Source organism: Caballeronia sp. BR00000012568055 (genome assembly GCF_029439455.1).
GTDB lineage: Bacteria > Pseudomonadota > Gammaproteobacteria > Burkholderiales > Burkholderiaceae > Caballeronia.
Genome location: NZ_JAQFVG010000141.1, coordinates 525 through 1,278 on the forward strand (window position 1 = coordinate 525; position 754 = coordinate 1,278).

1 protein-coding gene is annotated in these 754 nt (G+C 64.2%); it reads left to right on the top strand.

Annotated elements, in window-relative coordinates:
* On the top strand, positions 1–754 hold a 754-nt coding region (locus P7F28_RS07970; protein ID WP_277183976.1), incomplete at both ends, for an ATP-binding protein.

Sequence of the window (754 nt, forward strand, 5' to 3'; positions counted from 1 at the left end):
TCATCTGGTTCCTGGATGATCTCGGGCAGGCTTCGCCCGCCGTGCAGGCCGCCAAGATGCAACTGCTGCTCGCGCGGCGCGTCGGCGAACACGTGCTCCCGCCGCAGGTGACGTTTCTCGCGGCCACCAACCGCCGGACGGACAACGCCGGCGTGTCGGGCATTCTCGATCCGGTAATTTCCCGGTTCGCAACGGTGGTCGAGCTGGAGCCCTCGATCGACGGCTGGACGCAATGGGCCGTGCGCGAAAACATTCCGCCCGCGCTCATCGCGTTTCTGCGCTTTCGCCCGGACTTGCTGTCCGTGCAGAAAACGTCGCGCGATATCGAGAACACGCCGAGTCCGCGTAGCTGGGGGTTCGTGGCCAAAACCATGGATGTAGTCCCCAAGCATCTGGAGCACATCTCCTACGCCGGATCGGTAGGAGAGGGCGCGGCGACTGAACTTGTCGGCTTCCTCCAGATCTTCCGCGAACTGCCGCAACCGGACGCGATTCTGCTCGCGCCCGATACGGCCATGATCCCGACGATGCCGGCGGCGCTGTTCGCCGTCGCGGCGGCGCTCGCGGCACGTGCGACCGAGGCAAACTTCGATCGGATCGTGCGTTACACCGAGCGGCTTATCGGCGAAGGTCATCGCGAGTTTGCAGCGCTGCTGGTGAGCGATGCTGTCCAACGCTCACCGCAAATCCAAAACTCGTATGCGTTCGTCACAGCGCAAGGCGGCGAGATCGGCAAGATCATCCGCGGCGAGTA